The 23810-nt window shown below is 63.7% G+C and carries 28 protein-coding genes; 5 read left to right on the top strand and 23 right to left on the bottom strand.

Annotated elements, in window-relative coordinates; translation table 11 throughout:
- The first annotated feature begins 69 nt into the window (after positions 1-69).
- Positions 70-2502, top strand: coding sequence for a penicillin-binding protein 1A (locus U5775_RS16330; protein ID WP_322059132.1), 2433 nt, complete (start codon positions 70-72; stop codon positions 2500-2502).
- 96 nt (positions 2503-2598) lie between these two features.
- Here U5775_RS16330 and cyaY read toward each other — a convergent pair whose 3' ends face one another.
- Positions 2599-2916, bottom strand: coding sequence for an iron donor protein CyaY (gene cyaY / locus U5775_RS16325; protein WP_322059131.1), 318 nt, complete (start codon positions 2914-2916; stop codon positions 2599-2601).
- A gap of 53 nt (positions 2917-2969) precedes the next feature.
- Here cyaY and lptM point away from each other — a divergent pair, with 53 nt between their 5' ends.
- The gene (lptM, locus tag U5775_RS16320) at positions 2970-3317 is read left to right on the top strand and encodes an LPS translocon maturation chaperone LptM (protein ID WP_322059130.1); all 348 of its coding nucleotides are present in this window, start codon (positions 2970-2972) and stop codon (positions 3315-3317) included.
- Between the two features lie 36 nt (positions 3318-3353).
- Positions 3354-4637: a diaminopimelate decarboxylase gene (lysA, locus tag U5775_RS16315; protein WP_322059129.1), complete on the top strand. Its 1284-nt coding sequence runs from the start codon at positions 3354-3356 to the stop codon at positions 4635-4637.
- 104 nt (positions 4638-4741) lie between these two features.
- On the opposite strand, the gene msrQ is transcribed toward lysA, so the two are convergent.
- The 5 genes from msrQ to U5775_RS16290 form a co-directional block, all read right to left on the bottom strand.
- The gene (gene msrQ, locus U5775_RS16310) at positions 4742-5521 is read right to left on the bottom strand and encodes a protein-methionine-sulfoxide reductase heme-binding subunit MsrQ (protein ID WP_322059128.1); all 780 of its coding nucleotides are present in this window, start codon (positions 5519-5521) and stop codon (positions 4742-4744) included.
- 26 nt (positions 5522-5547) lie between these two features.
- Positions 5548-6549 (bottom strand): protein-methionine-sulfoxide reductase catalytic subunit MsrP, encoded by a 1002-nt coding sequence (gene msrP, locus U5775_RS16305; protein ID WP_322059127.1) that lies wholly within the window; start codon positions 6547-6549, stop codon positions 5548-5550.
- A gap of 253 nt (positions 6550-6802) precedes the next feature.
- Entirely contained in the window at positions 6803-8038 is a 1236-nt protein-coding gene (gene ccsB, locus U5775_RS16300) for a c-type cytochrome biogenesis protein CcsB (RefSeq protein WP_322059126.1), read from the bottom strand.
- Positions 8039-8094: 56 nt separating this feature from the next.
- The gene (locus U5775_RS16295) at positions 8095-10299 is read right to left on the bottom strand and encodes a cytochrome c biogenesis protein ResB (RefSeq protein ID WP_322059125.1); all 2205 of its coding nucleotides are present in this window, start codon (positions 10297-10299) and stop codon (positions 8095-8097) included.
- 135 nt (positions 10300-10434) lie between these two features.
- Positions 10435-11106, bottom strand: coding sequence for a c-type cytochrome (locus U5775_RS16290; protein ID WP_322059124.1), 672 nt, complete (start codon positions 11104-11106; stop codon positions 10435-10437).
- A 235-nt stretch (positions 11107-11341) separates the two neighbouring features.
- On the opposite strand from U5775_RS16290, the gene yihA reads away from it, so the two are divergent.
- Entirely contained in the window at positions 11342-12007 is a 666-nt protein-coding gene (yihA, locus tag U5775_RS16285; RefSeq protein ID WP_322059123.1) for a ribosome biogenesis GTP-binding protein YihA/YsxC, read from the top strand.
- 297 nt (positions 12008-12304) lie between these two features.
- Positions 12305-13303, top strand: a complete 999-nt coding sequence (gene hemB, locus U5775_RS16280) for a porphobilinogen synthase (RefSeq protein ID WP_322059122.1) — start codon at positions 12305-12307, stop codon at positions 13301-13303.
- A gap of 120 nt (positions 13304-13423) precedes the next feature.
- On the opposite strand, the gene dsbD is transcribed toward hemB, so the two are convergent.
- The 17 genes from dsbD to rpsN form a co-directional block, all read right to left on the bottom strand.
- A complete protein-coding gene (gene dsbD, locus U5775_RS16275) occupies positions 13424-15385 on the bottom strand; it encodes a protein-disulfide reductase DsbD (RefSeq protein WP_322059121.1) in 1962 nt (653 codons plus the stop codon).
- Positions 15378-15725, bottom strand: coding sequence for a divalent-cation tolerance protein CutA (cutA, locus tag U5775_RS16270; RefSeq protein WP_322059120.1), 348 nt, complete (start codon positions 15723-15725; stop codon positions 15378-15380). Before cutA ends, dsbD begins: the two co-directional genes overlap by 8 nt.
- Before the next feature lie 221 nt (positions 15726-15946).
- A complete protein-coding gene (gene rplQ / locus U5775_RS16265; protein WP_027797304.1) occupies positions 15947-16339 on the bottom strand; it encodes a 50S ribosomal protein L17 in 393 nt (130 codons plus the stop codon).
- A gap of 138 nt (positions 16340-16477) precedes the next feature.
- A complete protein-coding gene (locus tag U5775_RS16260) occupies positions 16478-17455 on the bottom strand; it encodes a DNA-directed RNA polymerase subunit alpha (protein WP_028222614.1) in 978 nt (325 codons plus the stop codon).
- Positions 17456-17581: 126 nt separating this feature from the next.
- On the bottom strand, positions 17582-18205 hold the full coding sequence (rpsD, locus tag U5775_RS16255; RefSeq protein ID WP_322059119.1) for a 30S ribosomal protein S4: 624 nt from the start codon (positions 18203-18205) through the stop codon (positions 17582-17584).
- 162 nt (positions 18206-18367) lie between these two features.
- Positions 18368-18772, bottom strand: coding sequence for a 30S ribosomal protein S11 (gene rpsK, locus U5775_RS16250; RefSeq protein ID WP_006052224.1), 405 nt, complete (start codon positions 18770-18772; stop codon positions 18368-18370).
- Positions 18773-18800: 28 nt separating this feature from the next.
- Positions 18801-19166 (bottom strand): 30S ribosomal protein S13, encoded by a 366-nt coding sequence (gene rpsM, locus U5775_RS16245; RefSeq protein WP_027797301.1) that lies wholly within the window; start codon positions 19164-19166, stop codon positions 18801-18803.
- Between the two features lie 35 nt (positions 19167-19201).
- Positions 19202-19318, bottom strand: a complete 117-nt coding sequence (rpmJ, locus tag U5775_RS16240; protein WP_027819338.1) for a 50S ribosomal protein L36 — start codon at positions 19316-19318, stop codon at positions 19202-19204.
- Positions 19319-19338: 20 nt separating this feature from the next.
- A complete protein-coding gene (gene infA, locus U5775_RS16235) occupies positions 19339-19557 on the bottom strand; it encodes a translation initiation factor IF-1 (protein ID WP_004521905.1) in 219 nt (72 codons plus the stop codon).
- A 6-nt stretch (positions 19558-19563) separates the two neighbouring features.
- Positions 19564-20910: a preprotein translocase subunit SecY gene (secY, locus tag U5775_RS16230; protein ID WP_028222617.1), complete on the bottom strand. Its 1347-nt coding sequence runs from the start codon at positions 20908-20910 to the stop codon at positions 19564-19566.
- A gap of 59 nt (positions 20911-20969) precedes the next feature.
- Entirely contained in the window at positions 20970-21404 is a 435-nt protein-coding gene (gene rplO / locus U5775_RS16225; RefSeq protein WP_028222618.1) for a 50S ribosomal protein L15, read from the bottom strand.
- A gap of 29 nt (positions 21405-21433) precedes the next feature.
- Complete coding sequence (rpmD, locus tag U5775_RS16220) at positions 21434-21616, bottom strand: 50S ribosomal protein L30 (protein ID WP_007730608.1); 183 nt, start codon at positions 21614-21616, stop codon at positions 21434-21436.
- Positions 21617-21627: 11 nt separating this feature from the next.
- On the bottom strand, positions 21628-22146 hold the full coding sequence (gene rpsE, locus U5775_RS16215; protein WP_028206522.1) for a 30S ribosomal protein S5: 519 nt from the start codon (positions 22144-22146) through the stop codon (positions 21628-21630).
- 14 nt (positions 22147-22160) lie between these two features.
- Positions 22161-22526 (bottom strand): 50S ribosomal protein L18, encoded by a 366-nt coding sequence (rplR, locus tag U5775_RS16210; RefSeq protein ID WP_027819343.1) that lies wholly within the window; start codon positions 22524-22526, stop codon positions 22161-22163.
- Between the two features lie 12 nt (positions 22527-22538).
- Positions 22539-23069: a 50S ribosomal protein L6 gene (gene rplF, locus U5775_RS16205; protein ID WP_322059118.1), complete on the bottom strand. Its 531-nt coding sequence runs from the start codon at positions 23067-23069 to the stop codon at positions 22539-22541.
- Positions 23070-23087: 18 nt separating this feature from the next.
- Positions 23088-23483 (bottom strand): 30S ribosomal protein S8, encoded by a 396-nt coding sequence (gene rpsH / locus U5775_RS16200; protein WP_124152991.1) that lies wholly within the window; start codon positions 23481-23483, stop codon positions 23088-23090.
- Between the two features lie 14 nt (positions 23484-23497).
- Entirely contained in the window at positions 23498-23803 is a 306-nt protein-coding gene (gene rpsN / locus U5775_RS16195; RefSeq protein ID WP_035531713.1) for a 30S ribosomal protein S14, read from the bottom strand.
- Positions 23804-23810: the final 7 nt, after the last annotated feature.

Raw genomic sequence — 23810 nt, 5'->3', positions numbered from 1 at the left:
GACGTAAGCATTCCGAAAGCACACCAGGGCGGGCGGCTATAATCGCGGGACTGTTTTTCCGGTGTCCGTATGCAAGAAGCTCAGCCTCCCTCGTCTGTTCCGCCGCCCACGCCGAGCGCGCCGCAAAAGCGCAAGCGGCCCTGGTGGCTCAAGCTGCTCATCGGCTTTTTCGGGTTGATCGTGGGCGCCGCCGCCTGTGTGGCGCTCGTGCTCGGCTATGCGCTCATCGTCGCCACGCCGAACCTGCCCTCGCTCGACGCGCTCACCGACTATCGCCCCAAGGTGCCGCTGCGCATCTACACGCGCGACCATGTGCTGATCGGCGAATTCGGCGAGGAGCGGCGCGACATCGTCCATTTCCAGGACGTGCCCGAGAACCTCAAGAACGCGATCCTCGCGATCGAGGACGCGCGCTTCTACGAACACGGCGGCGTCGACCTCACGGGCATCGCGCGCGCGGGCATCGTCGCGCTCACCAATGGCCACGCCTCGCAGGGCGCGAGCACGATCACCATGCAGGTGGCGCGCAACTTCTTCCTGTCGAGCGAGAAGACCTACACGCGCAAGATCTACGAGATGCTGCTCGCCTACAAGATCGAGTCGAAGCTCTCCAAGGATCAGATTCTCGAGGTGTACATGAATCAGATCTATCTGGGGCAGCGCGCCTACGGCTTTGCGAGCGCGGCGCGCGTCTACTTCGGCAAAGATCTGAAAGATCTCACGCTCGCCGAATGCGCGATGCTCGCGGGTCTGCCCAAGGCGCCCTCGGCGTATAACCCGGTCGTCAATCCGAAGCGCGCCAAGGTGCGCCAGGAGTACATCCTCGAACGCATGCTCGAACTGCACTACATCACCCAGCAGCAATACGACGAGGCCGCGCAGCAGCCGCTCGTCGTCAAGGGCGCGGGCAAGGAGTTCAGCGTGCACGCCGAGTACGTGGCGGAAATGGTGCGCCAGATGATGTACGCGCAGTATCACGAGGAGGCGTACACGCGCGGCCTGAACGTGGTCACGACCATCGATTCGGCCGATCAGGACGTCGCCTATCGCGCGCTGCGCAAGGGTTTGATGGACTATGAGCGGCGTCATGGCTACCGCGGGCCCGAGGCCTTCATCGACCTGCCCGACGACGCCGACGACCGCGAGCAGGCCATCGACGACGCCCTGCTCGAGCACCCGGACAACGGCGAACTGGTCGCGGCCGTGGTCACCTCGGCGAGCCCGAAGCAGGTCCAGGCGACCTTCATGGACGGCAACACGGCCACCGTCACCGGCGACGGCCTGCGCTTCGCGCAATACAACCTCTCCGCGCGCGCGCAGCCGAGCCAGCGCATCCGGCCCGGTGCGATCATCCGCCTCGCGCGCAATAACGCCGGCGCCTGGTCGATCACGCAGTTGCCGCAGATCGAAGGCGCGTTCGTCTCGATCGTGCCGCAGGACGGCGCGATCCGCGCGCTGGTGGGCGGCTTCGACTTCAACAAGAACAAGTTCAACCACGTCACGCAGGCGTGGCGCCAGCCGGGCTCGAGCTTCAAGCCGTTCATCTACTCGGCCTCGCTCGACAAGGGGCTCGGGCCGGCCACCATCATCAACGACGCGCCGCTCTTCTTCAGCGCCGCGGAGACGGGCGGCCAGGCGTGGGAGCCGAAGAACTACGGCGGCGGCTTCGACGGCCCCATGACCATGCGCACCGCGCTCATGAAGTCGAAGAACCTCGTGTCGATCCGCATCCTCAACCACATAGGCACGAAGTACGCGCAGCAATACATCACGCACTTCGGCTTCGACGCGGACCGTCACCCGGCCTATCTGCCGATGGCGCTCGGCGCGGGCCTCGTCACGCCGCTGCAGATGGCGGGCGGCTATGCGGTGTTCGCGAACGGCGGCTATCGCGTGAATCCGTATCTGATCGCCGAAGTCACCGATCAGCGCGGCATGGTGGTCGCGCAGGCGCAGCCGCTCGTAGCGGCCCAGAACGCGCCGCGCGCGATCGATCCGCGCAATGCGTACATCATGAACAGCCTGCTGCAGAGCGTCGCGCAGCGCGGCACGGGCGCGAAATCGAACGTCCTGAAGCGCACCGACCTGGGCGGCAAGACCGGCACGACCAACGACTCGCGCGACGCCTGGTTCGCGGGCTATCAGCACACGCTCGCGGCCATTGCGTGGATCGGCTACGACAATCCGCGCAGCCTCGGCGACAAGGAGACCGGCGGCGGCCTCGCGCTGCCCGTGTGGATCGAATACATGCAGAAGGCGCTCAACGGCGTGCCCGAGTACAAGATGCCGATGCCCGATGGCATCGTCACGCTCGGCGACGAGCTCTATTACGCCGACGCCACGCCGGGCCGCGGCTTCGTTTCGACGGTGGGCATCAGCCAGGCCGCGCTGGAGGCCCAGGCGAGCGGCGCTTCGGGTGCGGGCGGCCAGGCCGCTCCGGCGCCCGAGCAGGTCAATGCGCAGGAAAAGGAAGACATCATGAACCTGTTCCGCGGGCATTGAGCGCGGCCGCGTTCAGGCGCCACCATGAAAAATGGGCACCCGAGGGTGCCCATTTTTACGTTGCGCGTTTTATCACGTCACGGCGGCATTACTGCATCACGGCGCGAACGTGACCGGCTCGCCGGCCTGCTCGCTCGCGTACGCGGTGAGCGCCGAAAAGAATTCGGTGCCCGTGCGGGTGTCGCGCCACTCGTCATCGATATAGCGATAGTGGAATCCGCCCGCTTTCGCCGCGATCCAGATCTCTTTCATCGGCGGCTGCAGATTCACGATGATCTTCGTGCGGTTCTCGAATTCGAGCGTCAGAACGTTGCCGCTACGCTCGAGTTCGATATCGGCTTCGGCCTCGTCCACGGCGCGCTCAACCGCCGTCAGTACGGCCTCCGCGCGGCTCAGGTAGTCACTATCTGCCATGCTAAACTCCACCGGTTAATCATTCAGGGACAATTATGCGTGTCAATTTCAGGATGCGCGCACCGACGCCCCGCGCAATTCTAGCCGCTTTCGCGATCGGCGCCGTCACCACGCTTTCGTTGGCAGGCTGCGGCCAGAAGGGCCCGCTCTACATGCCCAACGTGCCGCCGCTCCCGCAGAAGCCCAATTTCGAGACGCAGCCCGGCGACACCGTGCAGCCGACGCCCGAAACGGCATCGGGCATACCGGCATCGGGCGTACCGGCATCGGGCGTGCAGGCCGGCGAGCTTCCCGACACCTCGGGCACACCGCTCATGTTGTCCCCTGATGCAGAACTCAAGTCCGCGCCCGCGGCCGCCAGCGACGCGCAACCGGCTTCGGCCGCAGCCCCGGCTCAGTAAAGCCGCACCCAAGCACCGACTCAACCAGACGCCCGCATGACCCAGCCCGCTTTTCACCGCGCCCCTCACAGCGACAACGGCACGCTCTTCGTCGAAGGCGTGTCCGCCGCCGATCTCGCCGCGCAGTACGGCACCCCGCTCTACGTCTACTCGCGCGCGGCGCTCACCGCCGCATGGCACGCCTACGCGGACGCCTGCGCGGGCCGCCGCGCCTCGGTGCACGTCGCGGTCAAGGCGAACAGCAATCTCGCCGTGCTCAACGTGTTCGCGCGCGAGGGCGCGGGCTTCGACATCGTCTCGGGCGGCGAGCTCGCGCGCGTGCTGGCCGCGGGCGGCAAGGCGCAGAACACCGTGTTCTCGGGCGTGGGCAAGCACCCCGACGAGATGCGCCTCGCGCTCGAAGCGGGCGTGAAGTGCTTCAACGTCGAGTCGATTCCCGAGCTCGACCGCCTGAACGCCGTCGCGGGCGAGCTGGGCAAGAAGGCGCCGGTCTCGCTGCGCGTGAACCCCGACGTCGACGCGAAAACGCATCCGTACATCTCCACGGGCCTGAAGTCGAACAAGTTCGGCGTCGCCTTCGACGAGGCGCGCGCGACCTACCGCGCGGCGGCGGCCATGCCGCATCTGGACGTGGTCGGCATCGATTGCCATATCGGCTCGCAGATCACCGAAGTCGCGCCGTATCTCGACGCCGTCGACAAGCTGCTCGAACTCGTCGACCAGATCGAGTCGGACGGCGTGCACATTCACCACATCGACGTGGGCGGCGGCCTCGGCATCCGCTACGACGACGAAACGCCGCCCGATATCGGCGAATTCGTGCGCACCGTGCTCGATCGCATCGAGGCGCATGGCGCGAAGACGGGCAAGACCCGCGAGGTGTTCTTCGAGCCGGGCCGCTCGCTCGTTGGCAACGCGGGCATCCTGCTCACGACCGTCGAGTTCCTGAAGCCCGGCGCGGAGAAGAACTTCGCGATCGTCGACGCCGCGATGAACGACCTCGCGCGCCCGGCCATGTACGAGGCCTATCACGCGATCGAGCCCGTTACGCCGCGCACGGGCGCCGCGCAGACCTGGGACATCGTCGGCCCCGTGTGCGAAAGCGGCGACTGGCTGGGCCGCGAGCGCACGCTCGCAATCGAGCCTGGCGACGTGCTCGCGATCCGCTCGGCCGGCGCCTATGGCTTCGTGATGAGCTCGAACTACAACACGCGTCCGCGCGCGGCTGAAGTGATGGTCGACGGCACGCGCGTGCACGTCGCGCGCGAGCGTGAGACGGTCCAGCAACTGTTCGCGGGCGAGCATCTGCTGCCCGATTGAGACCCGATTGGCGGCGCCAAGCGCCATGCGCTTGCGATGAATGCGAAAAAGCGACGCTTCGTGCGTCGCTTTTTTCATTTCTGCAGAATGCGCAGCGCAGCCGATTACGAGCGCATTGCCGGACGCGCCTTCAGACGCGCGATCAGCCACGCGCCCAGCCGCCAGCCGAGCAGCACGACCATGATCGCGCCATAGAGCTTCGGCAACACGAGATCGTGCTTTCCCGCCTTCATCCACCAGAAATGCAGGATCGCGAACACGCCGATTGCATAAATCAGCCTGTGCAGCGTCTGCCAGCGGCGGCCGAGCTTGCGCGCCATCGCACGCGTCGAGGTGATGGCGAGCGGAATCAGCAGCACGAAGGCCGCGAAGCCCACCGTGATGAAGGGCCGCTTGCCGACGTCCTTGAGCATCGCGGCCACGTCGAACCATTTGTCGAACCAGATGTACGTCGTGAAATGCAGCGCGGCATAGAAGAAGGCATACAGTCCGAGCATGCGCCGAAAGCGGATCAGCACGCTCCAGCCCGTGAGGCGGCGCAGCGGCGTGACCGCGAGCGTGATGCAGAGGAACACGAGCGTCCAGAGGCCAGTCGAGCGCGTGATGAACTCGATCGGATTGGCGCCGAGCCTGTCCGTCACGCCGAACAGCACGATACGCGCGAGCGGATACCACGCCGCGACGAACACCGCGGCCTTCGCCCACGGCAGCCAGCGCGGGCCGCCGGCTGCGGGCCTCGGCTGGGCGGCGCGCGCGGCCGTACCCTTCGCCGTGCCCTTCGCCGTGCCCTTCGCCGTGCCCTTCGCCGTAGTGCTGCCCGTGCTGCCTGCCGGCGCTTGAGCGTTCACACGCGGCGTAATCGCAGGCGCGGTCGTCGATTCCATCGGTTGCTCCATTGCCGCCTCAAGCATCAAAAGTTCTTGCGCAGATCCAACCCCTGATACATCGACGCCACGAACTCGCCGTAGCCGTTGTACATGAGCGTCTTGCGCTTGGGCGTGAAAAAGCCGTCCTCGCCGATGCGCCGCTCGGTCGCCTGACTCCAGCGCGGGTGATCGACGTTCGGGTTGACGTTCGAATAGAAGCCGTACTCGTTGGGCGCGTAAGTGTTCCAGCTCGTGGACGGCTGCTTCTCCACGAAGCGGATCTTCACGAGCGACTTCGCGCTCTTGAAGCCGTACTTCCACGGCACCACCACGCGCACCGGCGCGCCGTTCTGGTTCGGCAGCACCTGACCATAGAGCCCCACGGTGAGCAGCGTGAGCGGGTTCATCGCCTCGTCCATGCGCAATCCTTCGGAGTACGGCCAGTCGAGGATCGGGTCGGCGAGACCCGGCATCTGCGAGCGGTCGTCGAGCGTGATGAACTGCACGTAGCGCGCGTTGCCGGTAGGCTGGGCGCGCCGGATCAATTCGGAGAGCGAGACGCCGATCCACGGAACCACAATCGACCAGCCTTCCACGCAACGGTGCCGGTAGACGCGCTCCTCGAGCGGCGCGAGCTTGAGAATCTCATCGATGTCGTAGACCTTCGCGTTCTTCACCTCGCCTTCCACGCTCACCTTCCAGGGGCGCGGCCGCAGCGTATGCGCATTCTCGGCGGGATCGCCCTTGTCGGTGCCGAACTCGTAGAAGTTGTTATAGGTCGTGATGTCCTTGTAGGGCGTGACCTTGTCGAGCGCAACGAACTTCGTGTTGGTCTTTGCGCCGAGCTTGAGCGCGTGCGCATCCGGCGACGAATATTCCGCGAAGGCGTCGCGCGCGCCGAACGCCCCGGCCACGCCGCCGAGCGCGAGCGCCCCCGCCGCCTTCATGAGCCGTCGACGCTGTTCGAACACCTTTTGCGGCGTGATCTCGCTTGCGGCGATGTCGTCGCCGTTGAGGATGATCCTGCTGCTGCGCTTGATCCACATAATGTTGCTCCCGTTGACCCCGGTTCGCTCCAGTGCGTGACCGGGGTCCCATGCATGCAAGGCTGTTGCCGTGTACGGCACCCGAAACACCCGCGCGCGCTTGCGCCGTTCGCGGCCCTCCGCTACCAGGCAAACGCGCGCGATCCGCAATCCTTCCCGCCACGCCAATAAAAAAACCGCCGGAGCGCGAGGCATCCAGCGGTTAGTTCGTTGCATGGGCGGCTGCGGTTACACCGCGCGCCATTACCGGGTATTACAGCTTGCCGTAGCTATGCAGGCCCGAGAGGAACATGTTCACGCCAAGGAACGCGAAGGTCGTGACGAGCAGGCCCGTGAGCGCCCACCAGGCGGCCACGCCGCCGCGCAGCCCCTTCATGAGGCGCATGTGCAGCCAGGCCGCGTAGTTGAGCCAGACGATCAACGCCCAGGTTTCCTTCGGGTCCCAGCTCCAGTAGCCGCCCCAGGCCTGCGCGGCCCACAGCGCGCCGAGGATGGTCGCGATGGTGAAGAACGCGAAGCCGACGGCGATCGACTTGTACATGACGTCGTCGAGCACGTCGAGCGCGGGCAGGCGGTCCGCCAGCACACCGCGCTCCTTCATGATGTAGGCCACGCCCACCATCGCCGAAAGCGCGAAGCTGCCGTAGCCGATGAAGTTCGCCGGCACGTGGATCTTCATCCACCAGCTTTGCAGCGCGGGCACGAGCGGCTGGATCTGCTGCGCGTCGCGCGAGATCGAATACCACATCAGGAAGCCCACGGCCGCGCTGATCACGAGCAGCACGAACGCGCCGAGCGCGCGCGTGTTGTAGTGCTTTTCGTAATACAGATAGAAGAGCGCCGTGATGAGGCTGAACAGCACGAACACTTCGTAGAGGTTCGAGATGGGAATATGACCGACGTCCGCACCGATCAAATAGGACTCGTACCAGCGCACCATCAGGCCGACGAAGCCCATCAGCACCGCGGCCCATGTGAGCTTCGAGCCGATCGCGCCGCCCGACGGCGAGCGCGAGAGCAGACCGACCCAGTAGAAGAACGTCGCGAGCACGAACAGCGCGCTCATCCACAGGATGGCCGACTGGCTCGAGAGGAAGTATTTGAGGAAGAACGCCTGGTCGGCGCGCGCGAGGTCGCCTTGATAGATCTGGATCGCGCCGATCGACATCACCGCGATGGCTGCCATCAGGAGGCGCGCCGGCTTCCAGCGCCAGCCCAGCACGACGAACGCCGGCACGGCGCAACACAGCACCAGCTTGTCGTAGTAGTTCATGTGCGCGTGATAGCGCGAGAGCGCGAAGCCCGCGCCCACGACCAGCGCCAGCGCGAACAGCCAATCGAGCGCCGTGAGGCGGCGCAGGAAGGGGCGCTCGTCGAAGAACGCATCGGCATGGGGATCGTGCGCGAGTGCTGCGTCGCGCGCCGCGACGGCGGCCGCGCGGTCGGCGCGGCGGGCTTGGGCGGAAGAAGTAACTTGAGTCAGGTCCATGGGCTTACCGGTGTCGATCGTGAGTTTCCGTGGATCGCGCAAAAAACGCGCGTGGATCAAGGATTACGGTCCGTCCCGCCGTCGCCTGCGCCGGTGGCCTCGGGTTTCGCACCCAAGGCACGGGAGACCGCTTCGCGGGTACGGGCAAACTCTTTCTCGAAGTCGAGGGTACGGCGCGCAGTCGACATCGCCATGATGACGTCGACGCCCTTGCCGTCTGCCCCGCTCCGGTCCTTCAGCCAGAACCACAGACGCCGCTCGCGCACATAGAACATCGAGAAGATCCCGAGCACGAGCAACAGGCTGCCAAGATACACGACTTTTTTGCCCGGTGCGCGCGTCAACTGAAATACCGAAGCTTGCACCTGCTTGAATGAATCGAGCTGTAGATAGACGGGCGATCCGTACAGGAAGCTGTCCGAAACCGCGTTGATCGAATCTTGCACGAAGCGTGCCGATTGCGCGTCGGGCGTGAGCGCGGGCTCGCCGGCCTGGGTGCGCGCGAGCTGCCAGAGGTCCCACGTCGCACCTTCGAGCATGCGCAGGAGGAGCCCGGCGGCCTTCTCCTGCTGATCCTTGGGCACGGATTTGTCGATGAACACCGCCACCGCCTGGAAGCCGCCCGCCTGCGCTTTGGGCGCGCCTTGCGTCGACGGATCGGCGCCCGCGAAAAGGGTCAGGACGCGCAGCGCGCTGTCTTCGAGATGCTGCTGCAGTTCGCGGTTCGAATCGGGGACCGAGCGCTGGGCGAAGCGATGCGCGGCCTGCGCGCGCAACGCCGGGTCCTCGAACGCGGCGCGCAGCATCATCCACTCCTTCATCGTGCCGCCCGTGTCGGCGGGGATGCGCAGGTAGCGGAACGGCTCGTCGGGGTTCTCGCGCATGCCGGCGAGGAACATGCGCTCGCCGTTCACATCGACGGGCAGCATGTAGTTGTTGTACTCGCGCGCCTGGCCGTCCTTGTTGCGCACCTTGTACTGCACCGACGGCCCGACGTTATGCAGATCGAGCGGCTTCGAGGTCTTCGCACCGGAGCCCAGGCGCTCGTCGAATTCCTCCTTGAGGGTCTGATGCGCGACGCCGCGCGCGTCGGTCTGGCCGCTGCCGTTCGAGATGTTCTCGACGTTGATCGCGCGGAAGTCGGCGAACTCGATGGTCTGGCCGTCCACGCCCGGCACGCTCTCGCCCGCGGGCAGCGCGAGCGGCGCCGAATTGCCGATCGTGCCGCCGAACGGGAAACTCTTCGCACTCGCGCCGGCCATGGGCCACGCGGTCATGTGCATCTGCGAGCCGCCATCCTGGAAGCTCGACTGATAGATCGACACGCCGTCGTACTCGAACGGCTCGTTCACCTCGACGCGCGCCGGAACGCGCTTGCCCGTCTTGTGATCGATCACGACGATGTCGCTCGCGAAGAGCTTGGGCATGCCGGTCGAGTAGTAATCGACGATGAACTTGTTGAGCTGGATCGAGAACGGCAGATCCTGGATGAGCGAGCCGTTGGGCTGGTTCAGGATGGCCGTGGAGACGTACTGGCCCTCGGGCACCCAGGCGTAGCCGCGGAAGGTCGGGTTCGATGTGGAGAGCCGATGCTCGGGCGCAATGTCGTTGATGACGGCGTTGCTCTGGATCGGCGTCTTGTTGAAGAGCCACATCTGGAATTTGATCGGCAGATTGCTGTCGAGCAGGCCGCCGAGGCAGATCACCACGATGGCCAGATGCGCGAAGATGTAGCCGATCTTCGTGAGCGCGCCGCGCTTGGCCGCGATCAGCGTCGCGCCCTCGGTCTCGCGCGTGACGAACTTGTAGCCGAGGCGCTGCACGAGCTTGCCGAGCGTCGCGGCCGTCTCGCCGCGCGAGCCGCCCTCGAGCACGAACTCGCCCTTGTGATGGAACGCGCGCAGGCTGCCTTCGCGAACTTTGTCCTTCCAGCTCTTCATGTCCGCGATCATCTTCGGACCGTTGCGGATCACGCACAGCGAGATCGACACCACGAGAAAGCCGAGGATGGTCATGAACCACCAGGCGCTATAGACCGTGTAGAGGCTCAGCGAGCGGAAGATGTCGGCCCAGAACGGGCCGAACTGGTTGACGTAGTTGGGGTACGGGTCGTCCTGCGTGAGCACCGTGCCGATGATGCTCGCAATGGACAGCACCACGAGCAGCGCGATGGCAAAGCGCATCGAACTGAGCAGCTCGACGGCGCTTCGGACCGCTCTCTGGCGGATATTCAACTGCAAACCCTGCGTGGTGACGCTCATTCAAACTCCGCTTCTCATCGCGCTTTTCAGGCGCGCACTACAGCAAAAAAGGGTGCGGGACCACCGCATCCACGCGGCGCCCACACCCTTTTCTTGTTCTTCGACTGCCCGACTCTGCCCGACGCCAGGCCAGTATCAGTGGAGACCGGCCGCGTAATCGGCGACAGCCTTGATTTCGTCGTCCGAGAGACGGTGCGCGATATCGTGCATCGGCTCATTGTTGTTGCGCGTGCCCTGCTGGAACGCCTGGAGCTGCGCAACGATGTATTCCGACCATTGGCCCGACAGGCGCGGATACTGGATCGGAATCCCCTGCCCCGTTGGCCCGTGGCAGGCCGCGCAGGCAGGCACACCCCGCTCGGCGATGCCGCCGCGCCAGATCTTCTGGCCAAACGGCACGGTCTTCGCGTCGTGCGCGTAGCCGGGCTTGGGGGTCTGCGATGCGAACCAGGCCGCGACGTTGATCATATCCTGATCGGAAAGCGCGCTGGCAAAGCCAACCATAATTGGATTATTACGCGCAGGGGGCTTGCCACCGGGCTGTGGCTTGAAATCCTTGAGCTGCTTGACGAGATATTCGGGGTGCTGGCCGGCGAGTTTGGGATAGGCGCCGCCGCTGCTGTTGCCGTCCGCTCCATGACAGGCCGCACAGACCTGCCCCGCAATGGCCTGTCCCCGGGCGAGATCGGGCTTGGCCGGAGTGGGCTCGGCCGCCGCCGCCATCATCGAAACACCTGCTGCAAGACCTGCCGTTGTCGCAACTATCGCAAATTGGAGTAACTTGAAGGACTTGCCCAGTCGATTCATTCGCGCACCTTGTTTCGTCTTGTGGGAATCAGGTTCTGCAAATACGACAGCGACCGATCTACCTGAGAAGGCCCGCGCTGGCCTCGCCGGTATTCAGTAAACCATCGCATTGTACAATAGCGCGCAAGGCGCCAAGGCGCCAGTCGGGCCTCTCCCCGATATCTCCAAGATCCTTCCCGGCACCTCCGGGTCTGGCGGCCCCGCCGCCTAGCTATTTCATATTGTGGTCCTGCCGATGGCCTTCCTGCTGCATCAAGCCCGTTTCTTCACGACGGTGAATCATTTGCGCGACCTGCCCGCCACCGCGCGGCCCGAGGTCGCGTTCGCCGGGCGCTCGAACGCAGGCAAATCCACGGCGATCAACCTGCTGTGCAACCAGAAGCGTCTCGCCTTCGCGTCGAAGACGCCTGGCCGCACCCAGCACATCAACTATTTCTCGGTGGGCCACGCCGACGATCCCGCTGGCTATCTGGTCGACTTGCCCGGCTACGGCTACGCCGAAGTGCCCGAAGCCGCAAAGGCGCACTGGGAACAACTGCTCTCGCTCTATCTGCAAACGCGGGCGCAGCTCGTCGGCCTCGTGCTGATGATGGACGCACGCCGTCCGCTCACCGAGCTGGACCGGCGCATGATCGAGTGGTTCGCGTCGACCGGCAAGCCGATCCACGCGCTCCTCACGAAATGCGACAAATTGACGCGTCAGGAAAGCGTTCTTGCGCTGCGCACGACCAATAAGGCTTTCGACGAGTATCGCAAGGAAGGCTATGAGGGCAAGCTGAGCGCGCAGCTCTTTTCGGCGCTCAAGCGCGTGGGGCTCGACGAAGCGCACGCGGTCATCGAAAGCTGGATCCAGCCCGAGGCCCAATCCGGCGACGATGCCGCCGCCACGCCCGCGCCGTAAGACCGAGCCGGGGGCGCCGCCCATCTGCGCGCCCCGTACAGCAGGACGTTCGCCCCGCTTACACCCCCGCTTGCACCCCCTTGGCGGGCGCGCAGCGCCCATTTCGGCCGCACATAAAAAAACCCGCCGTAAATGCCGGCGGGTTAAACAGCCTTATCGAAAAACGACAGGCACCCGCTCAGGGAGGAGAAGCGGGGAGTCTGGCGCCAGGCGCCTCGCTCGATCGGTATGATATACCATTGTCCTGAAAAGTTTCCTGTGCGCCCAGACGCGCTCCGTTTCAAGATATCTTCCGACATGAGCTTCTATCCGCATCATCGTCCGCGCCGCATGCGCCGTGACGACTTCTCGCGCCGCCTGATGCGCGAAAACCTCCTCACCACCAACGACCTGATCTACCCCGTATTCGTCGTCGCGGGCACCAACGTGCGCGAAGCCGTGCCGTCGATGCCCGGCGTCGAGCGCGTCTCGATCGATCTGCTCATGGGCGTGGCCGAGCAATGCGTCGAGCTGGGCATTCCGGTGCTCTCGCTGTTCCCGGCCGTCGATCCGGCGCTGAAGACGCCCGACGGCATCGAGGCGACCAACCCCGACGGCACCATTCCGCGCGCCGTGCGCGAGCTCAAGAAGCGCTTCCCCGAGCTGGGCGTGCTCTGCGACGTCGCGCTCGACCCATACACGAGCCACGGCCAGGACGGCGTGCTCGACGAAAACGGCTACGTCATCAACGACGAGACCATCGAGATCCTCGTCGCGCAGGCGCGCGCGCAGGCCGAAGCGGGCGTCGATATCGTTGCGCCTTCGGACATGATGGACGGCCGCATCGGCGCGATCCGCGAGATGCTCGAGAGCGAGAACCACATTCATACACGCATCATGGCGTACTCGGCGAAATATGCTTCGGCGTTCTACGGACCGTTCCGCGACGCCGTGGGCTCGGCGTCGAATCTGGGCAAGGGCAACAAGATGACCTACCAGATGGACCCGTCGAACTCGGATGAGGCGCTGCGCGAAGTGCGTCTCGACATCGAGGAAGGCGCGGACATGGTGATGGTCAAGCCCGGCATGCCGTATCTCGACATCGTGCGCCGCGTGAAGGACGAGTTCCGCTTTCCGACCTACGTGTACCAGGTAAGCGGCGAATACGCGATGCTCAAGGCCGCCGCGCAAAACGGCTGGCTCGACCACGACAAGGTGATGATGGAGTCGCTGCTCGCGTTCAAGCGCGCGGGCGCGGATGGCATCCTCACGTATTTCGCGCTCGACGCCGCCCGCCTGCTGCGCGCGCAGAAGTAAAAGCCGCGCGCGGCGTTTCGTCGGCGCTCATGCGAAAAAGGCACGTCATTGCGACGTGCCTTTTCTGCTTCTGGGCCTCGCTACGCTGCTGCTGCGTGCGGGGCAGTGCGATCGGTGTGCTTACGATTTGCCGGTAAGCGACGAAAGGGCCGACCGCGGTACCGGCGCAACCGACGCCGAAGGCGTTTCCTGAGCGTGGCCCTGCGCCGCCACACGGTCGAGCCGCGCGAGGAATTTGTCCGCGTTTTCGTAGCCCACCACGCGCAGCACTTCCTGGCCATTCGCATCGAAGAAGATGATGCCCGGCGGCCCGAACAGACCAAAGCGCTTGAGCAGCGCCTGATCGTCGGGGCTGTTGGCCGTCACGTCGGCGCGCAACAGGCCCAGTTGCGCGAGGCGCGCCTGCACGCGCGGGTCGCTGAACGTGAACTTCTCCATCTCCTTGCAGCTCACGCACCAGTCGGCGTAGAAGTCGAGCATCGAAGGCTTGGCCGCCGCCTTGAGCGCCGCGTCGAGCTGGGCCGACGAGCGCACCGACGCGAAGCTCAGCGCATCGGCTTCGGCCGCCGCGGCCGGCGTCGCGCCGTTGCCGACCGCGCCGCCCACGTGCGCGGCCAGCACGGCGAGCGGACGCAGCGGGTCGGTCGAGCCCGCCGAAAGGCCGACGATGAGCGTCGCGGCCCAGATCGCGAACGCCGCGCCCACGCCACGGCCCAGACGCCGCCAGACGTTGGACGCACCCGCGTTCGGCGTAAAGAGGCCCAGCGCGGCGGCGGCGAGCAGCAGCCAGAGCGCGGCCAGCAGCATTTGCGCGCTCGCGCCGAGCACGGGCCATACGATCCAGAGCGCGGCCGCGAGCAGCACGACGCCGAAGAAGACCTTCACGCCGTCCATCCACGTGCCCGCGCGCGGCAGCAGCGTGCCGGCGCCGAACCCGATGATCATGAGCGGCACGCCGAGACCGATGCCCATCGCAAAGAGCGCCGCACCGCCGAGCACCGCATTGCCCGTATGCGCGATGAACGCGAGCACGGCGAAGAGCGGCGCGGTCATGCAGGCGCCCACCACGAGCGCGGAAAGCGCGCCCATCACGCCGACGGCCACGAACTTGCCGCCCGAACGGCCCTGCGAGGCGCGCGACGCCCCGTCCTGCCAGCGCTGCGGCAGCGCGATGTCGTAACCGGCGATCAGCATGAGCGCGAAGGCGGTGAGCAGTATGGCGAACGCACCGAGCACCCACGGATTCTGCAGCCACGCGCCGAGGCTCTGTCCGACCAGTGCGGCGGCAATCCCGAGCACCGTGTAGACGAGCGCCATGCCGAGCACATAGACGAACGACAGCGTAAAGCCGCGCGCGCGCGTGACCTGCGCGCCTTCGCCCACGATGATGGCCGAGAGGATCGGGATCATCGGATACGAGCAAGGCAAGAGGCTCAGCACGATCCCCGCGACGAAATACAGGCCGACCACGGCGAAGAAGCCGCCGCCCTGGAGCAGCGATTGCGCGTAGTCCGCGCTCGTCGCGCGTTCGTACCAGGGCTGCTGCGCATCGTCCGCCGGCGCCGAAGGCGCAACCGACGCGGTCTGCCCGCCTGCGGCGGCCTGCAGCGCCGCGCCGCTCACATGATAGACATGCTCCGCGGGCGGATAGCAGATCCCGGCGTCGGCGCAGCCCTGCGAGGTCACGGCGAGATCGAACGCGCCGCTGGCCTGCTTCACAGGCACGCGGATCGTGATTTCCTTGCGGTAGGTTTCGACGTTCTTGTTGAACGTCGGATCGAATTTCACATGGCCGGGAGGAATCTGCGCATCGCCGAGCGTGGCCGTGCCGTTGCGCGTCGCGAACGCGAAACGCTCGCGATACATGTAATAGCCATCGGCGATCTTGAAATGGACGTCCACGACGCCCGGCTCTTCGCTCGCGCTGAACACGAACGCCTGGTCGGGCGGCAGGAAGTCGTCGTCGGCATGAGCCGGCGCTGCGCCGAACAGCAGCGGCAGCAGGCAGCAAACCAGTGCAAGGAAAGCGTAGAACGAGCGGTACGGCGCGGCGCGCAGGCGCCGATCGAAGCGGTTAGACATGAATGGGGCGCTGTGTCTCGGCATTGACCCATTGGCCGTAGGCGTGGGAAGCCGTGACCTGCCACGAGAGTATCTCGGGCGTATCGTAAGGATGCTGGGTCTGGATGAACTGTTCGAGCTCGGCCGCGCGCGCGAGACTCGTCTTGAAGAGCAACTGGATCTCGTCGCCGGACTCGATCCTGCCTTGCCAGTGATACTGCGAATGCACGGGGCCGAGGCGCGTCACGCAGGCCGCGAGGCGCGCTTCGAGCGCCGTCGACGATAGTTTCTCGGCGGCGTCCTCATCGGGCACCGTGGTGAGCATCAAGGTTACATTGAGGGTCACGACGAACTCCAGCATGGCACCCCGCACCCGCGGCGCGAGAGCCGGGGGCGCCTGAGGCAGAACGTTATCGTACCACCGGCGCCGATTGGCTTCGCTCATGCGCCATCGCCCTGCGCAGGGGCGACAGACTGCAAACGCGCGTGCTCGCGCATTAATCCGTCGCTGAAAACAAAAAAGCCAGGCTAGGCCTGGCTTTTTCGCGCGCCGCTCGATCCTGGGACCCAGCGACTGAAAGCTTATTCCGCTTCCTGGACGTTCTCTTCCGCGACTTCCGGACGGTCGAGCAGTTCGACCAGTGCCATCGGCGCGTTGTCGCCAACACGGAAACCGAACTTCAGGATACGCAGGTAGCCGCCCGGACGGTTCGCAAAGCGCGGACCGAGCACGTCGAACAGCTTCGTGACCGAGTCACGATCGCGCAGGCGGTTGAACGCCAGACGACGGTTTGCGAGCGACGGCTTCTTGCCCAGCGTGATGAGGGGCTCGACAACCTTACGGAGTTCCTTCGCCTTCGGCAGCGTCGTCTTGATGACTTCGTGCTCGATGAGCGAGTTGGACATGTTACGGAGCATTGCCAGACGGTGGCTGCTCGTGCGGTTCAGTTTCCGCAGACCATGACGGTGACGCATTTCAATTTCCTTGAAACAAAGTTTTGGTCCAGCTCTTCTATCGCCTTGCCGGGATTGTTCCCTTTAAAGCACGGGCCGGTACGTGAAAAAGGCAAGACGCGGATTTTAAAGGAAAATCCGCGTCCGTGCCAACATTACTTACTTGTCGAGACCAGCGGGCGGCCAGTTTTCGAGCTTCATGCCGAGCGTGAGACCGCGCGAAGCGAGCACTTCCTTGATCTCGTTGAGCGACTTGCGACCCAGGTTCGGGGTCTTGAGCAGCTCGTTCTCGGTACGCTGGATCAGGTCGCCGATGTAATAGATGTTCTCGGCCTTCAGGCAGTTCGCCGAGCGAACCGTGAGTTCGAGATCGTCCACCGGACGCAGCAGGATCGGATCGATCTGCGGTGCGCGCGACGGGGCTTCCGCCGCCGTTTCCGTGCCTTCCAATGCAGCGAACACCGACAGCTGATCCACGAGGATGCGCGCCGACTGGCGGATCGCTTCCTCAGGCGAGATCACGCCGTTGGTTTCGATGTTCATCACGAGCTTGTCGAGGTCGGTACGCTGCTCGACACGCGCGCTTTCGACGGCGTAGCTCACGCGGCGAACCGGCGAGAACGACGCGTCCAGCACGATGCGGCCGATGATCTTGGCCGACTCGTCGCCGTAGCGGCGCACATTGCCCGGCACATAGCCACGGCCCTTCTCGATCTTGATCTGCACGTCGAGCTTGCCGCCCTTCGTCAGATGCGCAACCACGTGTTCCGGGTTGATGACTTCGCAGTCGTGCGAGAGCTCGATGTCGCCCGCGGTGACAACGCCTTCGCCTTCCTTGCGCAGCGTAACCGTCACTTCGTCACGGTTATGCAGCTTGAACACCACGCCCTTCAGGTTCAGCAGCAGGTTGACCACGTCCTCTTGCACACCATCGAGCGTCGAGTATTCGTGCACGACGCCCGCGATCGTCACTTCGGTCGGCGCGTAGCCCACCATCGACGACAGCAGCACGCGCCGGAGCGCGTTACCCAAGGTGTGGCCATAACCGCGTTCAAACGGCTCCATGACCACTTTCGCGTGGTTCTCGCCGAGCGATTCCACAGCGATGATCTTGGGTTTCAACAAACTGGTTTGCATAGGTTTTCCTTTTCAATACCCTCGGCTCGTTACACCGATAAGGCTGAGAATGGCAACAACCTGAAAAAAACAGCCGAGGCCACCTCCTGCGCGAAGCGCGAGAGGCTACCCCGGCCGTCAATCCGATTAACGCGAATACAATTCGACGATCAGGCTTTCGTTGATGTCGCCAGCAATGTCGCTGCGCTCCGGCATGCCCTTGAACGTGCCTTCAAACTTCTTCGCATCGACCGACACCCAACCTGCCATGCCGCCTTGCTCTGCGAGCGAGAGGGCTTCGACGATACGCGCCTGCTTCTTCGCCTTTTCGCGAATCGCGACGACGTCGCCAGCCTTGATTTGCATCGACGGGATGTTCGAAACGACGCCGTTCACCGTGAGAGCCTTGTGGCTCACGAGCTGACGCGCTTCAGCGCGGGTCGATGCGAAGCCCATGCGGTACACGACGTTGTCGAGACGCGACTCGAGCAGTTGCAGCAGGTTTTCGCCGGTGTTGCCCTTGATACGGTCAGCTTCCGCGAAGTAGCGGCGGAACTGGCGCTCGAGCACGCCGTAGATGCGCTTCACTTTTTGCTTTTCGCGAAGCTGCGTGCCGTAGTCGGACGTGCGGGCGCCCGAGGTACGGCCGTGCTGACCCGGCTTGCTGTCGAGCTTGCACTTGTCGGCGAGCGAGCGGCGTGCGCTCTTCAGGAACAGGTCGGTGCCTTCACGGCGGGACAGCTTGGCCTTCGGGCCGATATAACGTGCCACGTTGCTTTCCTTCGATAATTGATCACGCGAGAGCCGGTTGGAAAACCCTGCCTACGCGCTAGTCCGGCTCTTTGAACCGAACGGTGGGCTTAGTCAATTCAATAGCGCCGAGAGCCTGGGACGCCGTTTCCGGCGGCTCAGGCAGTCGGCAAACGCGACGCCTTAGATGCGGCGGCGCTTCGGCGGACGGCAGCCGTTGTGCGGGACCGGCGTCACGTCGGAGATCGCGGTGATCTTGATGCCAAGACCATGCAGCGCGCGCACCGCCGATTCGCGGCCAGGACCGGGGCCCTTGATACGCACTTCGAGGTTCTTGACGCCGTATTCCATCGCAACACGGCCAGCCGACTCGGCTGCGACCTGAGCTGCGAAGGGGGTCGACTTGCGCGAGCCCTTGAAGCCCTGACCGCCCGAGGTTGCCCAGGCAAGCGCGTTGCCTTGACGATCGGTGATCGTGATGATGGTGTTGTTGAACGACGCGTGAACGTGAACCACGCCCTCGGCGACGTTCTTCTTGACCTTCTTGCGAACGCGTTGCGCCGCGGAGTTGTTCGAAGCCTTAGCCATTACGTTTTCCTGTAACTGTCAGATCCGCTTACTTCTTCAGCGACTGTGCTGCGCGGCGCGGACCCTTGCGCGTACGTGCGTTGGTGCGCGTACGTTGGCCACGCAGGGGCAGGCCCTTGCGATGGCGCACGCCGCGGTAGCAGCCGAGGTCCATCAGGCGCTTGATGTTCATCGTCACTTCACGGCGCAGATCGCCTTCGACGACAAACTTGCCCACTTCCTCACGCAGCTTTTCGAGATCCGCGTCGTTCAGGTCCTTGACCTTCTTGTCAAACGGCACACCCGCGGCAACGCAGATGTTGCGCGAACGCGTGCGGCCAACACCGAAAATTGCCGTCAGGCCGATTTCAGTGTGCTGGTGGTTCGGGATGTTAACCCCTGCAATACGAGCCATTGTTTTTCCTCAAACAAAAAGCGCAAGCGCGCTAATCAGCCTTGACGCTGCTTGTGGCGCGGGTCCGAGCTGCAGATCACGCGAACGACGCCGTTGCGCTTGATGATTTTGCAGTTGCGGCAAATGCGCTTTACCGATGCCATCACTTTCATGATATTACCCTTTTTCTAAATCACTTCGCCCGGAACACGATCCGCGCACGCGACAGATCGTAAGGCGTCAACTCAACCGTCACCTTGTCGCCCGGGAGAATGCGGATGTAGTGCATCCGCATTTTTCCGGAAATATGCCCTAGAACGACATGGCCGTTTTCCAGCTTCACCCGGAAGGTTGCGTTGGGGAGGTTTTCGATGACCTCACCCTGCATCTGGATTACATCGTCTTTGGCCATAGGTCCTTACCGCATCGGGACTCCGCCGCCCTTGAAGTTGGCCTTCTTGAGCAGCGATTCATATTGTTGCGACATCACGTACGACTGCACCTGCGCCATGAAGTCCATTGTGACGACGACAATGATCAGCAGCGACGTTCCACCAAAATAAAACGGCACATTCCAGCGCAGCACCAGAAACTCCGGCAGCAGGCAGACGAACACGATATAGATCGCACCGGCCAGCGTCAGACGCGTGAGGATGCGGTCGATATAGCGAGCCGTCTGATCGCCCGGGCGGATGCCAGGTACGAACGCGCCACTCTTTTTCAGGTTGTCGGCCGTTTCCCTGCTGTTGAACACCAGTGCGGTGTAGAAGAAGCAGAAGAAGACGATCGCCAACGCGTACAGCAACACGTACACGGGCTGGCCAGGCTTGAGGGCTTCGGCCACGTTGTGCAGCGTGTCTGCGAACCAACCGGATCGCGATCCCGAACTGAACCAGTTCAGGATGGTTGCCGGGAACAGGATGATCGACGATGCGAAGATCGGCGGAATCACGCCCGACATGTTCAGCTTGAGCGGCAGGTGCGACGACTGCCCACCGTAAATCTTGTTGCCAACCTGACGCTTCGCATAGTTCACGAGGATCTTGCGCTGGCCGCGTTCGATGAACACCACCAGGTACGTCACGGCCGCGATCAGCGCCACGATGATGATCGCCGAGACGGGGCCCATCGAACCGGTGCGGACCAGTTCGAACAGACCGCCGATCGCGTTCGGGAAACCCGCTGCGATCCCGCCGAAGATGATGATCGAAATGCCGTTGCCAAGCCCGCGTTCCGTGATCTGCTCACCGAGCCACATCAGGAACATCGTGCCGGTCACGAGCGTCACGACCGTCGTCAGACGAAACACCATGCCCGGATCGATCACGAGGCCAGGCTGGTTTTCCAGCGCGACCGCGATGCCGAAGGCCTGAAAGGTCGCCAGCACCACCGTGAAGACCCGCGTGTACTGCGTGATCTTGCGTTGTCCGGCCTGCCCTTCCTTCTTCAGCGCCTCGAGCTGCGGCGAGACGATCGCCATCAGCTGCAGGATGATCGACGCCGAGATATACGGCATCACACCCAGCGCGAAGATCGTGAAGCGAGACAGTGCGCCACCCGAGAACATGTTGAACATGCCAAGGATGCCGCCCGACTGGCTCTGAAAGAGCTTCGCCAGTTGGTCCGGGTCAATACCGGGAACCGGAATATGCGCACCGATACGATAAACGACCAGCGCCAGCAGCAAGAACATTGCACGCCGGCGCAGGTCGCCGAACTTCGGAGCGCTGCGACCGGTTTTTGCGAGACTCGGGCTGTTAGCCAAGTAGCTTCTCCGATGCAGATGCTAGTGACGGCGGGCAAGCCCGCACGCACCACTCACAATCACTCGGCAAAAGAACCGCCCGCTGCTTCGATCGCAGCGCGCGCGTTCTTCGTCGCACCCAGGCCCTTGACCACGACCTTGCGCTTGATCTCGCCGGTGGCGATGATCTTCGCGCTCCGGGTCATTTCGCCAACGAGGCCTGCCTGCTTGAGAGCCAGCAGATCGATTTCGTCGACCGGCAGCTTCTCGATATCGGCGAGGCGCACTTCACCGACGAATTCCTTCGTCAGCGAGGTGAAGCCGCGCTTCGGCAGACGACGCTGCAGAGGCATCTGACCGCCTTCGAAGCCGACCTTGTGGAAGCCGCCCGAACGCGATTTTTGACCCTTGTGACCACGGCCAGCGGTCTTGCCGAGGCCGGAGCCGATGCCGCGACCGACGCGACGCTTTGCGTGCTTCGCGCCTTCTGCCGGCTTCAGGTTATTCAATTCCATTTTCAACTCCTGGAGTCCTGGTCGACCGCTTAGCCGATGACCTTGACGAGGTACGAGACCTTGTTGATCATGCCGCGCACAGCCGGCGTGTCCTGCAGCTCGGAAACCGAGTTCAGGCGGCGCAGGCCGAGACCGCGCACGGTGGCACGGTGCGATTCGCGGGTCCCAATCAGGCTCTTGACGAGCTGAACCTTGACAGTTTTATCAGACATGGTGCCCACCCTTAGCCCAGAATGTCTTCGACGGACTTGCCGCGCTTCGCCGCGATGTCTGCCGGGGTCGACTGCTTGCGCAGGCCGTCCAGCGTTGCACGCACGAGGTTGTACGGATTCGTCGAACCGTGGCTCTTGGCCACGACGTTCTGCACGCCCATCACGTCGAACACGGCGCGCATCGGGCCGCCGGCGATCACGCCCGTACCTGCCTTCGCCGGAGCGAGGAGGACGACCGATGCGCCATGCTTGCCGTGCACTTCGTGTTGCAGGGTGCCGTTCTTCAGGGGCACCTTGAACATGTTGCGACGAGCTTGTTCCATCGCCTTCTGGACAGCAACCGGCACTTCCTTCGACTTGCCCTTGCCCATACCGACGCGGCCATCACCATCGCCAACCACGGTCAGTGCGGCGAAGCCGAGAATACGGCCACCCTTCACGACCTTGGTCACGCGATTGACCGAAATCATTTTTTCGCGAAGGCCGTCGTCGCGTTCGTCAGCCTGAACTTTCGCTTGCATCTTTGCCATGACGAATTCCTTCCTTAGAACTTGAGCCCGGCTTCGCGCGCAGCATCAGCCAGCGCCTTGACGCGGCCGTGATAGCGGAAACCCGAGCGGTCAAAGGCGACGGATTCGATGCCGGCGGCCTTAGCCTTTTCTGCAATACGCTTGCCGATCAGCGAAGCAGCAGCGACGTTGCCGCCTTTGCCCGACTGGTCTGCGAGTTGCGCACGCACTTCGGCTTCGAGCGTCGACGCGCTGGCCAGCACCTTGGTGCCGCAGGGCGAGAACACTTGCGCGTAGATGTGCGTGTTCGTGCGATGCACGGCCAGACGCGCGACCTGCAGCTCAGCGATCTTGAGACGCGTCTGACGAGCGCGGCGCAGGCGAGATTGAGTCTTATCCATGATTGCGCACCCTTACTTCTTCTTCGTTTCTTTGAGGATCACAACCTCGTTGGCGTAACGCACACCCTTGCCCTTGTAGGGCTCCGGCGGGCGATAACCGCGCACTTCTGCTGCGGTCTGGCCAACTTTCTGCTTGTCGATCCCCTTGATCACGATTTCCGTTTGCGACGGGGTTTCGGCCTTGACGCCTTCGGGCATCTGGTGCACCACGGGGTGCGAGAAACCCAGCGACAGGTTCAGCTTGTCGCCTTGCGCCTGAGCACGGTAACCGACGCCAACCAGCGTCAGCTTGCGCTCGAAGCCCTTCGTCACGCCTTGCACCATGTTCGCGACGATCGCGCGCATCGTGCCCGACATCGCATTCGCTTCGCGGCTTTCGTCGGCCGGCTCAAACTTCAGCGTGCCGTTGTCGTTCACCACCTTTACGAGGCGGTTCGCTGCCTGCGAAATCGTACCCAGCGGGCCCTTGACGGTAATCTTCTCGTCGCTGAGCGTCGCCTCTGCGCCTTGCAGCGCGATCGGGCTCTTACCTACTCGAGACATGTTTCTTCTCCTTCGGCGTTAAGCGACGTAGCAGATGACTTCGCCGCCCACGCCATTGGCGCGAGCCTTGCGGTCCGTCATCACACCCTTCGGCGTCGACACGATCGCAACGCCGAGGCCATTCATGACCTGCGGGATGTCGTTGCGGCCGCGGTACACGCGCAGGCCCGGCTTCGAGACGCGTTCGATGCGCTCGATAACGGGACGGCCAGCGTAGTACTTCAACGCGATGTTCAATTCCGACTTCGCACCTTCGGTTTTCACCGCGAAGTCGTCGATATAACCTTCGTCCTTCAGAACCTGCGCAATCGCAATCTTCACTTTCGACGAGGGCATAGCAACCGAAACCTTCTCGACCATCTGCGCATTGCGGATGCGAGTCAGCATATCGGCGATAGGATCACTCATGCTCATTTATGTTTCTCCTATTACCAGCTCGCCTTGGTGATGCCAGGGATCTCACCACGGAACGCGATTTCACGAATCTTGTTACGTGCGAGACCGAATTTGCGGAACGTACCACGCGGACGACCCGTGATCGCGCAGCGGTTACGCTTGCGGGTCGGGTTCGAGTTGCGCGGCAGTTGTTGCAGTTCGAGGCGAGCTGCGTAGCGCTCTTCTTCCGACTTGCTTTGGTCGTCGATGATCGCCTTCAGCGCTGCGCGCTTCGGCGCGAACTTCGCTGCCAGACGAGCGCGCTTCTTTTCACGTTCAATCAGTGCCAGTTTAGCCACGGTAACC

Source organism: Paraburkholderia sp. J63, assembly GCF_905220245.1.
In the GTDB taxonomy this organism is placed as follows: domain Bacteria; phylum Pseudomonadota; class Gammaproteobacteria; order Burkholderiales; family Burkholderiaceae; genus Paraburkholderia.
This window is presented reverse-complemented; position numbering and strand designations above follow the sequence as displayed.

Bases quoted from the DNA above. Each gene is read 5' to 3' on its own strand.
- rpsK (WP_006052224.1), bottom strand. From the start codon at position 18,772: ATGGCTAAGGCTTCGAACAACTCCGCGGCGCAACGCGTTCGCAAGAAG.
- U5775_RS16260 (WP_028222614.1), bottom strand. From the start codon at position 17,455: ATGCAAACCAGTTTGTTGAAACCCAAGATCATCGCTGTGGAATCGCTC.
- dsbD (WP_322059121.1), bottom strand. From the start codon at position 15,385: ATGTCTAACCGCTTCGATCGGCGCCTGCGCGCCGCGCCGTACCGCTCG.
- rpmJ (WP_027819338.1), bottom strand. From the start codon at position 19,318: ATGAAAGTGATGGCATCGGTAAAGCGCATTTGCCGCAACTGCAAAATC.
- infA (WP_004521905.1), bottom strand. From the start codon at position 19,557: ATGGCCAAAGACGATGTAATCCAGATGCAGGGTGAGGTCATCGAAAAC.
- U5775_RS16330 (WP_322059132.1), top strand. From the start codon at position 70: ATGCAAGAAGCTCAGCCTCCCTCGTCTGTTCCGCCGCCCACGCCGAGC.
- rpsM (WP_027797301.1), bottom strand. From the start codon at position 19,166: ATGGCTCGTATTGCAGGGGTTAACATCCCGAACCACCAGCACACTGAA.
- U5775_RS16290 (WP_322059124.1), bottom strand. From the start codon at position 11,106: ATGAATCGACTGGGCAAGTCCTTCAAGTTACTCCAATTTGCGATAGTT.
- lysA (WP_322059129.1), top strand. From the start codon at position 3,354: ATGACCCAGCCCGCTTTTCACCGCGCCCCTCACAGCGACAACGGCACG.
- cutA (WP_322059120.1), bottom strand. From the start codon at position 15,725: ATGCTGGAGTTCGTCGTGACCCTCAATGTAACCTTGATGCTCACCACG.
- hemB (WP_322059122.1), top strand. From the start codon at position 12,305: ATGAGCTTCTATCCGCATCATCGTCCGCGCCGCATGCGCCGTGACGAC.
- rpsE (WP_028206522.1), bottom strand. From the start codon at position 22,146: ATGGCAAAGATGCAAGCGAAAGTTCAGGCTGACGAACGCGACGACGGC.
- cyaY (WP_322059131.1), bottom strand. From the start codon at position 2,916: ATGGCAGATAGTGACTACCTGAGCCGCGCGGAGGCCGTACTGACGGCG.
- U5775_RS16295 (WP_322059125.1), bottom strand. From the start codon at position 10,299: ATGAGCGTCACCACGCAGGGTTTGCAGTTGAATATCCGCCAGAGAGCG.
- rplR (WP_027819343.1), bottom strand. From the start codon at position 22,526: ATGGATAAGACTCAATCTCGCCTGCGCCGCGCTCGTCAGACGCGTCTC.
- rpmD (WP_007730608.1), bottom strand. From the start codon at position 21,616: ATGTCTGATAAAACTGTCAAGGTTCAGCTCGTCAAGAGCCTGATTGGG.
- msrP (WP_322059127.1), bottom strand. From the start codon at position 6,549: ATGTGGATCAAGCGCAGCAGCAGGATCATCCTCAACGGCGACGACATC.
- yihA (WP_322059123.1), top strand. From the start codon at position 11,342: ATGGCCTTCCTGCTGCATCAAGCCCGTTTCTTCACGACGGTGAATCAT.
- msrQ (WP_322059128.1), bottom strand. From the start codon at position 5,521: ATGGAATCGACGACCGCGCCTGCGATTACGCCGCGTGTGAACGCTCAA.
- rplO (WP_028222618.1), bottom strand. From the start codon at position 21,404: ATGGAATTGAATAACCTGAAGCCGGCAGAAGGCGCGAAGCACGCAAAG.
- lptM (WP_322059130.1), top strand. From the start codon at position 2,970: ATGCGCGCACCGACGCCCCGCGCAATTCTAGCCGCTTTCGCGATCGGC.
- rpsH (WP_124152991.1), bottom strand. From the start codon at position 23,483: ATGAGCATGAGTGATCCTATCGCCGATATGCTGACTCGCATCCGCAAT.
- rplQ (WP_027797304.1), bottom strand. From the start codon at position 16,339: ATGCGTCACCGTCATGGTCTGCGGAAACTGAACCGCACGAGCAGCCAC.
- ccsB (WP_322059126.1), bottom strand. From the start codon at position 8,038: ATGGACCTGACTCAAGTTACTTCTTCCGCCCAAGCCCGCCGCGCCGAC.
- rplF (WP_322059118.1), bottom strand. From the start codon at position 23,069: ATGTCTCGAGTAGGTAAGAGCCCGATCGCGCTGCAAGGCGCAGAGGCG.